An 8639-nucleotide genomic window follows, 5' to 3' on the forward strand; every position below is an offset into this window, starting at 1 on the left:
GTTTCGAGAATCGGCTGGCCCGGATCATACACCGCCTGCGTCGGCGTGCATGGCTCCTGCCTGCGCCGCGCACGGCGCCCCAGGCGATGAACGGCAGGTCGCGCAGTTCGGCCCCGCCTGCCGGCGGGCAGCCGTGCCGCCGCGGCGGCGGACAGGCCGCGCGTCGCCCGAAGATGCCCATCCAGACGCGCGCGCCCCGGGCGGCGAATCGGCGGCGGCAGTCGGCCCGCGGCAGCGGCCGTAGCACGCACCGGGCCGGGCGCGAGAGAAGCGGACGAACGGCCGCGCCCGCGGCAGCAGGGCGGACCCAGTCTGCTAGCGTTACGGCTGACGGAACCCGTGCAGGGTTGCCGGACAGCCGATGCCCAACCCGGTGCCCCTGCATCGAAAGATCATGATGGAGCCCGATTCCTGATTCCGGGAGGCATCCCATGAAGCTGTTGAAAAGTCGATCCATGCAGTTGTGCTGTGCCGTCGCCGTGCTCTCGGCCGTGTCCGCCACGTCCGTGGTCATCGCGCAAAGCGAAAGCGATACCCCGCCCCCGCTGATGGTGATGAAGGGCGTTAAGGACGTGCAGACCCCCGAGTTCAAGCAGTACCAGTACGGCATGCCGCTGGACATCTCCAAGGTGGTCAAGGTCGAGTACTTCATTCCCGACAAGGCCAAGACCTACTGCGGAGCCATTCCCGCGGCCATGACCTACGAGGACTCCAAGGGTGAAAAACGCGGCCTGGTCTACCTGTACCCGGAGACCTCCGGCTGCACCAACTAGGGCATGAAAGGCGCAGTCACGACCGGCGCAGTTGCGGCTGCGCCGGCCGGCTGCAGGTGAATCCCCCCAAGCACCTCAAGGAAGCCGCAGGGCCACCGCGCCGAGCGCGATGACGCAGGCGGCGGCGATGCGCACCGCACTCAGCCGTTCCTTGAGGATCAGCCCGGAGATGGCCGTGGCGAACAGGATCGAGGTTTCCCGCAGGGCGGCGATCACCGCCACCGGGGCCTGGGTCATGGCCCACAGCGCCAGGCTGTACGAGGCGATGGTGCCGAAGCCACCGATCAGTCCGTAGTGCCAGTTGCCGCCGAGGTAGCGGACCAGCGCCCCGCGCCTGTGCAACTGCGCCAGCGCCCAGGCGACCAGCGCCAGGCCGCTGAGCAGGAAGATCCACAGGCCATACGCGACCGGCGCCCCGGACAGGCGTACGCCGACGCCGTCGATCAGGGTATAGCCGGCGATCACCCCGGCATTGGCCAGCGCGAGTCCCAGCCCGGGGCTGCCGGCGAGCCCGCGTCCGGCCATGCCGAGGATGCCGCCGCAGATGATCGCGATGCCCAGCCAGGCGCTGCCGCTCAGCGGCTCGCCCAGCCAGTAGATACCGAGGACCGCGACCAGCAGGGGCGCGCAGCCGCGCATCAGCGGGTAGGCATGGCTCATGTCGGCGACCTGATAGGCCCTGGCCAGCAGGGCGTAATAGACCACCTGGAGCAGTACCGACGCGGCGATGTACGGCCAGCTCGACGCGGCCGGCTGGTCGAGGAACGGCAGCGCCACGCCGGCGAGCAGCGCGGCCGAGCCGGCGACCAGCACGGTGGTGAGCAGCTTGTCGCTGCCGCCCTTGACGATGGCGTTCCAGGAGGCGTGCAGCAGGGCCGCGAACAAGACGATGCCGTAGACGGTCACGAGGGAGTCCTTGCGGGATGGCTCTCCAGTGTATAGCCGCGCCGGTGAAACTTTGACGGCCGGCGCCGCTCAGCCCACCGCCGCGCGCAGCCCGCCCTCAGGGCCGTGGGTTTACCGATACACCGGATGGCGACGGCACAGCTCCACCACCTGTTCGCGGACACGCTGGGCGACCTGCTCGCTGCCACCGGATTCCAGTGCGTCCAGCACGTCACAGAGCCAGCCTGCCAGTAGCTCGCACTCCGGCACGCCGAAGCCGCGGGTGGTCACGACCGGGGGGCCGATGCGCAGCCCCGAGGTCACGAACGGCGAGCGCGGGTCGTTCGGCACCGAGTTCTTGTTGGCGGTGATGTAGGCGGCGCTCAGCGCGGCAGGCGCACGCCGGCCGGATCGCGACCGACCCTCCCTTCAGTGCTGACAGTCTCGGCGACCGGCTCGCGGCGCGGCAGGCGACCGTTGAGCACGGCATGGGCCAGCAGGCCGATCAGCAATCCCCAGAACGCCCCGCCGATCCCGAACAGGGTGATGTTGGCGGCGGCCGCCAGGAAGGTGATCAGCGAGGCTTCGCGGGACTTGGCGTCGGTCATGGCGCTGGCCAGGCTGCCGCCGATGGTGCCCAGCAGGGCGAGCCCGGCCAGGGTGGTGATGAAGGTCGCCGGGAAGGCCATGAACAGCGCCGCGAGGGTGACGCCGAAGACCCCGACGAGGATGTAGAACAGGCCTGCAGCGATACCGGCGATCCAGCGTTTGCCGGGTTCCTCGTGGGCGTCCCTGCCGGTGCAGATGGCTGCGGTGATCGCGGCGATGTTGAAGGCGTGCGAGCCGAACGGCGCCATCAGCAGGGAACCCAGCCCGGTGACGGTCACGATCGGGTTGGCGCTGGTGCGAAAGCCATCGTTGCGCAGCACCAGCATGCCGGGCATGTACTGGCCGGTCAGGGTGATCAGAAACAGCGGCAGAGCGACGCTCAGCAAGGCATTCAGCGAGAACTCGGGCACGGTGAACACCGGCGCGCCGAACTGCAGCGTCAGCCCCGACAGCTCGACCCGTCCCTGAGTCAGCAGGAAAGTCAGCCCCAGTACCAGGATGCCCACCACCGCGTAGCGTGCGGTGAAGCGCTTGAGCAGCAGGTAGGCGACGATCAGCAGCCCGGCCAGCAGCGGGTCGAGGCTCATGCCGGCGAAGGCGCCGATGCCGAACTGCAGCAGGATGCCGGCCAGCAGCCCGGAGGCCACGCCCGGCGGGATCAGGCGGATGACCTTGTCGAAGCAGCCGGACAGCCCCAGCAGCACGAAGGCGGCGGCGGAGATCAGGTACGCGCCCACCGCCTCGGCATAGGGCGTGCTGCCCAGGGCGACGACCAGGAAGGCCGCCGCGGGCGTCGACCAAGCGGTGATGATCGGCTCGCGGGAAATCCAGCTGAGCAGCAGCCCGGTCACGCCCACACCGATCGACACGGACCACACCCACGAAGCCGTCAATTCAGGGCTCAGCCCTGCCACCTTGGCTGCCTGGAAGACCAGGATGAAGGTGCCGCCATAGTTGACGAGGACCGAGATCAGACCGGCGACAATCGGATGGACGAGATCGCCGGGGCGAACGGGGGTCTTTGACGCTGAAGACGACATGGCGGGACGGTGCTCCTTGCAAAGCGAGGCGCTTGACCTCGAATGGAAGGAGATTTATAGCGCCGCATTGGCCTGCCTCGCCCGTACACTTCAGCAAGACAAGCCAGACCACTTTTCGGGCCGCCTGCCGAATTCTGGGCGCCCCGGACTCAGCCATGCACGCGGGCGGTTACGTTCTCCGTGCAGTGCAGACAGGCGGCACCCGGATTGAGGTTGCAGTCCGTCTCGACAGGAACGGCACCCGATACTCGCCGGGCACCGCACTGGCGACGGGCAGATTCCACGAATAGACTGGCCTGCCCTTTCAGGCCAGCCCAACCATCCGGGGCAGACCACATGGCGAAGACCTTCGAACTCGAAACGCTGAAGATGCGGCTCAACGATGCCGAGTTCCGACTGCTGGATCTGCACCAGCGGATTCAGCGCGCCCTGCGCGCACTGATCCTCGACGGCGCCCTCGCTCCGGGCCTGAAGCTGCCGGCGACCCGCGCCCTGGCCGGCTCGCTCGGGGTGGCTCGCGACACGGTCGAGAACGCCTACGTGCAACTGCACCGCGACGGTTTCATCGTGCGGCGCGGCGGCTCGGGCAGCTATGTTTCGCAGACGCTGGGCAACGAACTGCGCGGGACCATGCGCCGGCGCGGCAAGGCGCAGGACACCCGGCGCAACGAGGCGCCCCCCGGACCGGGCCTGAGTCGGCGCGGCCGGATGATCCTCGACAGCGGCGGCGTGGCCGATCAACAGGTGATAAAGGCCTTCGCCACCGGCCTGCCGGAAACCCGCACCTTCCCCACCGATGTCTGGGAACGCCTGCAGCGCCGGGTCGTGAAGGACTGCCAGGGCAATGCCCTGTTGCATGGCGATCCGCAAGGCGCCGAGCCGCTGCGCAAGGCCATCGCCACCTATCTGAATCTCGAACGCGGCGCCAAGTGCTCCGCCGAGCAGATCCTGGTGCTGAGCAGCACGCGCCAGGCCCTGTTCCTCTGCGCACAGTTGCTGGTCGACGCCGGCAAACCGATCCTGCTGGAAAACCCCGGCTACTACGGCGCCCGGAAAGCCTTCGAGACCGCCGAGGCGGGGATCGTGCCCATCGACGTGGATGCGCAGGGCATCCGCACCGACCTGCTGCAGGCAGACCGCAGCGGCGCCCAGTGCGTGTATGTCACGCCGTCCCATCAATACCCCAGCGGGGCGACCCTGTCGCTGGAGCGCCGGCTCGAGCTGATTCGCTGGGCCGTCGAGCAGGACAAGTGGATCATCGAGGACGACTACGACAGCGAGTTCCACTACGACGGGCTACCGACCGCCTGCGTGCAGGGCCTGGACAAGTACCAGCGCACCCTCTACATCGGCACCTTCAGCAAGACGCTCTACCCGGGCTTGCGGATCGGCTACATGGTGCTGCCCCACGAGCTGGTCAGAGCCTTCACCTACGCGCGCAGCATGATGGATGGCCACACGCCACAGATCCCTCAGCTGACCCTGGCGCGCTTCATGGAAGACGGTCACTACAATTCCCACGTCCGCGCCATGCGCAAACTCTACGGGGAACGCCGGGCCATCATGCTCGATGCCATCGGCCGGCACCTGAACGGGATTGCCACCGCTCTGCGCCCGCCGGGCGGGCTGCAGATCCCCTGCCTGCTGGCCGCGGGCTGGTCGGAGGAACAGACCATCCGCCAGGCTGCCAGCGTCGGCGTGCAACTGTCCGGCCTCAGCCGGCTGTACGCCGGTGAGGCAACGCAGCAGGGCTGGCTGCTCGGTTATTCGTCCTTGGCGGGGCATGAAATCGAAACGGCCATGCGGCGCCTGGCCGGTGCGCTACGTGCCTAGCAGCCTGTCTGGCCAGAGTGCAGCAGGGTCCATGAAACACAGGGTGGCGACTGGCGATTCACGTGTTGCTTGTCCAGCGATCCTCCCCCGCAACGCCGAAAAACATGTCGGCCAGGTACTGAAATGAGCGCTTCCGAGTCAGTCTGGTTACCTGCCGCCGATCTGCGGCCCTGGGTCGACTTCCACATTCAGTGCAGTACACCGGAGGCGTCGGGGCGGCTGACCACTGAACCGCCCCGAGAACTCCGGAGGCTCTCTGGTTTGAGTCATGCCGCCCGGGCTGACTCGTCGATTTGTCGATAATAGCGGCTTCAGCTTCCGCCGGCGGGATGTTGCCGATGGAACTCAGCAGCCGGCGGTTGTTGTACCAGTCCACCCAGGTCAGGATTGAAATGGTGTCCACGATAAAATAAATACGTGGACACCATCGCTTAGCTGGGCGGGGTCAAACCAGGCGGGATGCCTGGACGGTTACCGTGCGGCTGCGCTGATGCCCCTGATCCAGTCAGCGCGACCGAACAGACATGATCCGTATGCCTACCTGAGTGGCGTGCTCACACGCCTGCCAACGCAGAAGACCAGCGCACTGACTGAACTGCTGCCACACAACTGGGTGCCCGCCAGCAAGGTGTGATGCCCGGCCGCTTACCGCCTACCTGCTGATCCCCCTACCTGAATAGGCACTGCACACTTCTCCGTGTGCAGTTGTGGGCGGGGCGCATAGATATTTTTCAAGGCATAGTACAGAATAAATCACTGGATATAGATCGCTCCGGACTCACCTTCCCCGTAAGCAGGCTCATATGCTAGGGAGATGTGTTCGCCGTCGCTTACCATTCAGTCACTGGTTGTGCGCCAATTGGAACAGCAAGGACAACACGGTGGTATCGCGAGTACCGACGACAGCCAGCCAGTGGATGCCTGACACTTGGCTCGACAACGCACCCGTCAATGTTGGGAATGGCGGAGCACTGCTCATCGCTCCCGGCCCGCCTCGTGCCAAGCCTTTTTCACTGGTGATAGTAGGTATTCCGCCACAGTGCGGTCGCCCAGCAATATTTCTGCCGTGGCCTGCATCCCAACGGACAGGGGATACTTCATACCATCCATCTCTAGGGCATCCCCGTCAAGTATCACCAAGGCTTTGTAGCGCAACGGACGTTGCCCGACTCCGGTCAGCCCCTTGTCACGTGCTTCCTCCTCGCTCTGAGCGTCGGCGCTGACGTGCTCGACGGTGCCGTGTCCCATGCCATACTTCTGGAAAGTGTAAGCGGCGAGCTTCAGTTTGACCGGCTGACCCGGTCGCACGAAGCCGATGTCCTCATTGGAGACCCACACCTCCGCCTTGAGCTTTTTTTCTCGGGGCACAAGACTGGCCAGCACAGTACCGGGCTGCACCACGGTGCCCGCCGTGTGGGTCGCCAAGTCCTTGATTACGCCGTCCTGCGGAGCCCTGAGTTCCAGCAACTCGCGCCGGTGTTGCTGCTTTTCCTGCTCCTTGGCCAGCTTGTCTATCTGCGCTTGTACCTCGGTGCGCTCAGCGTGCAACTGCCGCAAATAATCCGCCTCGATCTGCTTGAGCTTATTCTGTGACTGATCAATGCTGGCCTGAGCGGACGCGATCAAGTGTCTCTGTGTAGCTAGCTCCTGCTCCTTTTCGATTCGCTCACGCCGTTTTTCCGAGCCCATTAGCGCACCAGCAAAGCCATCCTTAACGAGTTTTTCGTAAGCCTTGTCCTGCTCGCGGTAATGCGGCAGTACGGCTTCGAGCCGTCTCCACTGCTGCCGGGCAGCCGCCAATTCCTGTTGAGCCTTTATCAGACGGCTGTGCTCTTCAGCCAGCGCAGCGGCCAAAGCATTGCGGTTGGCCTGGTATTGAGCACTGGTTTCCCGCACTAGCGCCATCGGAGCTAGTGCCTCTGGTTGGAAGGGCTGACCAGCGAGTTCTGCGTCGATGCGGGTAAGTTGAAGCCGCTTGCGCGCAAGCTCTATCATGAGAGCATCGAGATCGGCGTTGGTGATAAGAGCGTCCATGCGCATGAGCACCTGACCGGCGCGTACCGCCGCCCCCTCGCGCACCAAGATTTCCTTGACGATGCCGGCCTCCGATGGCTGAACGATCTTGAGGTAGCTGGCGGGCACCAGCTTGCCGTCAGCCACCGCGACGATGTCCAGCCGCCCAAGTAACGCCCATACGATGAGAAAGGCAAACAGCATCAGGAATGCCCTCAACACCCGCCGCCCCTGCGGATGCGGCGCGCTGTGCTGCAAACGAATAAGCGGTGGATGGAAATCCAGATGATCGCTGTGCGCGTGTTGTACGAGGGACTTCAATGAAGGCATGCCGGGGGCTCTCCTAGGGACATTGGGCATGTTGGGTAGGATCAGCCTTCCAGCTGTCAAGAAATGCCCGCTCGATGAGGGACAGGCTTTGCTCTACGGCTTGTTCAGGCGAGAAATACCGATGGGTGCTCTGAAACGTCTGGGCAGCCTGCCGGTACTGGCGCTTGTCGAGCAGCTCCTGCAATGACGCGGTGACGCTGTCCGCATCGATCCGGCCAACGAGCAACTTGCCCGCGCCCAGGGCCTCCACACGATGTGCAAAGAGCGCCTGCTCGACATGCCGGGGCCGCATCGCCAAGGGCACTCCCGCCAGCAAGGCTTGGGTCGAGAAGCCGCCGTTGCCGTAGCCAAGCGCCAGATCGGCATGTTCAAGCAGGGGCGGCAGGTCAACTGGCGCCAGCGCAATGCGCAAGCGCCTAGTGGCGCAACGTTTCGCAGCCTCGGGGCTCATGCCAGGCGCAACACATAGCACTTCGGCATCCAGCCGGACGAGCGCCTGCAAGATGGCCGCAAAGCCGGGTACGGCGGGTCGCAGGTAGGCCAGCACTTTTGGACCTTCCCGGCTTTGCCAGGAAACGCGCAAGGCGTGGGGCACCGAGACGATGGGCCCGACGTAGCGCCCATTCGGACGCGCGCCGTAGTGGTCGAGTTCGGCAAACGTGTCCAAAATGTCGTACTCTCCAAACAAGTTGCGCACACGTACCGCCCTTGTATGACCCAGCGACTTCTGCGCCGCATCCAGCACGCAGTCGAGACTTGTCTCGGCAGTGGCGAGTGCCTGATCGGAAACCGGCTCCCAAGACCGAATCGAGGGCCAGGGATGAACAGCGGGGGGAATCACAAAGCCGTTGCCGATGGAGAGACGGGGAATTTCGGCGAGCTGTGCCGCCAGCAAGGCCGTCGGCGCATGGTCGGCGACCAGCACATCAGGCCGTACCAACGAAAACAATCCCTGCCAGGCGTTAAGCCGAGCGGCCACATCCCGCACATCAGCAAACCCGCTGACACGCAGCACGTCGGCGTAGTTCACCGGCGCCCTGCTGCCCGCACCTGCCTGTGGGGTCAAGGGCGCAGACAGCACGGTGATACCAGGCGCCGGGACCTGCCCGGCGGGTAGCCGAACGTCCTTCAGCGCCAATGTCACCCCGTGCCCACG

Annotated in this window: 6 protein-coding genes and 3 pseudogenes; 3 read left to right on the forward strand and 6 right to left on the reverse strand. The window is 65.3% G+C overall.

Annotated elements, in window-relative coordinates:
- Positions 1-431: 431 nt before the first annotated feature.
- Positions 432-773, forward strand: a complete 342-nt coding sequence (locus tag RA210_RS11065; protein ID WP_178084087.1) for a DUF2790 domain-containing protein — start codon at positions 432-434, stop codon at positions 771-773.
- A gap of 75 nt (positions 774-848) precedes the next feature.
- Here RA210_RS11065 and RA210_RS11070 read toward each other — a convergent pair whose 3' ends face one another.
- From RA210_RS11070 to RA210_RS11080, 3 genes and pseudogenes are all read right to left on the reverse strand, one after another.
- On the reverse strand, positions 849-1679 hold the full coding sequence (locus RA210_RS11070; RefSeq protein WP_201486484.1) for a DMT family transporter: 831 nt from the start codon (positions 1677-1679) through the stop codon (positions 849-851).
- A 111-nt stretch (positions 1680-1790) separates the two neighbouring features.
- Positions 1791-2069, reverse strand: a pseudogene (gene glyA, locus RA210_RS11075) (serine hydroxymethyltransferase); the annotation flags it as partial.
- A complete protein-coding gene (locus RA210_RS11080; RefSeq protein WP_136491021.1) occupies positions 2042-3307 on the reverse strand; it encodes a benzoate/H(+) symporter BenE family transporter in 1266 nt (421 codons plus the stop codon). The gene RA210_RS11080 and the pseudogene glyA, both read right to left, overlap by 28 nt.
- 336 nt (positions 3308-3643) lie before the next feature.
- Between RA210_RS11080 and pdxR the strand changes: the two genes are divergently transcribed.
- On the forward strand, positions 3644-5140 hold the full coding sequence (gene pdxR, locus RA210_RS11085) for a MocR-like pyridoxine biosynthesis transcription factor PdxR (protein ID WP_201486485.1): 1497 nt from the start codon (positions 3644-3646) through the stop codon (positions 5138-5140).
- A 266-nt stretch (positions 5141-5406) separates the two neighbouring features.
- Here pdxR and RA210_RS11090 read toward each other — a convergent pair.
- Positions 5407-5534 (reverse strand): annotated as a pseudogene (locus RA210_RS11090) (IS3 family transposase); the annotation flags it as partial.
- A gap of 60 nt (positions 5535-5594) precedes the next feature.
- Between RA210_RS11090 and RA210_RS11095 the strand changes: the two are divergent.
- A pseudogene (locus tag RA210_RS11095) lies at positions 5595-5774 on the forward strand (transposase domain-containing protein); the annotation flags it as partial.
- 341 nt (positions 5775-6115) lie between these two features.
- Here RA210_RS11095 and RA210_RS11100 read toward each other — a convergent pair.
- Both RA210_RS11100 and RA210_RS11105 read right to left on the reverse strand, forming a co-directional pair.
- Entirely contained in the window at positions 6116-7483 is a 1368-nt protein-coding gene (locus RA210_RS11100) for an HlyD family type I secretion periplasmic adaptor subunit (RefSeq protein ID WP_136491019.1), read from the reverse strand.
- Positions 7484-7496: 13 nt separating this feature from the next.
- Positions 7497-8513 carry a glycosyltransferase gene (locus RA210_RS11105; protein ID WP_136491018.1) on the reverse strand — a complete coding sequence of 339 codons (1017 nt, stop codon included), beginning with the start codon at positions 8511-8513 and terminating at the stop codon, positions 7497-7499.
- Between the last annotated feature and the right edge of the window lie 126 nt (positions 8514-8639).

The organism is Pseudomonas sp. OF001 (assembly GCF_904426495.1).
Classification (GTDB): Bacteria; Pseudomonadota; Gammaproteobacteria; order Pseudomonadales; family Pseudomonadaceae; genus Geopseudomonas.

Excerpts from the sequence above, each read along its gene's own strand:
- RA210_RS11065 (WP_178084087.1), top strand. The coding sequence starts at position 432 with ATGAAGCTGTTGAAAAGTCGATCCATGCAGTTGTGCTGTGCCGTCGCC.
- RA210_RS11080 (WP_136491021.1), bottom strand. The coding sequence starts at position 3,307 with ATGTCGTCTTCAGCGTCAAAGACCCCCGTTCGCCCCGGCGATCTCGTC.
- pdxR (WP_201486485.1), top strand. The coding sequence starts at position 3,644 with ATGGCGAAGACCTTCGAACTCGAAACGCTGAAGATGCGGCTCAACGAT.
- RA210_RS11100 (WP_136491019.1), bottom strand. The coding sequence starts at position 7,483 with ATGCCTTCATTGAAGTCCCTCGTACAACACGCGCACAGCGATCATCTG.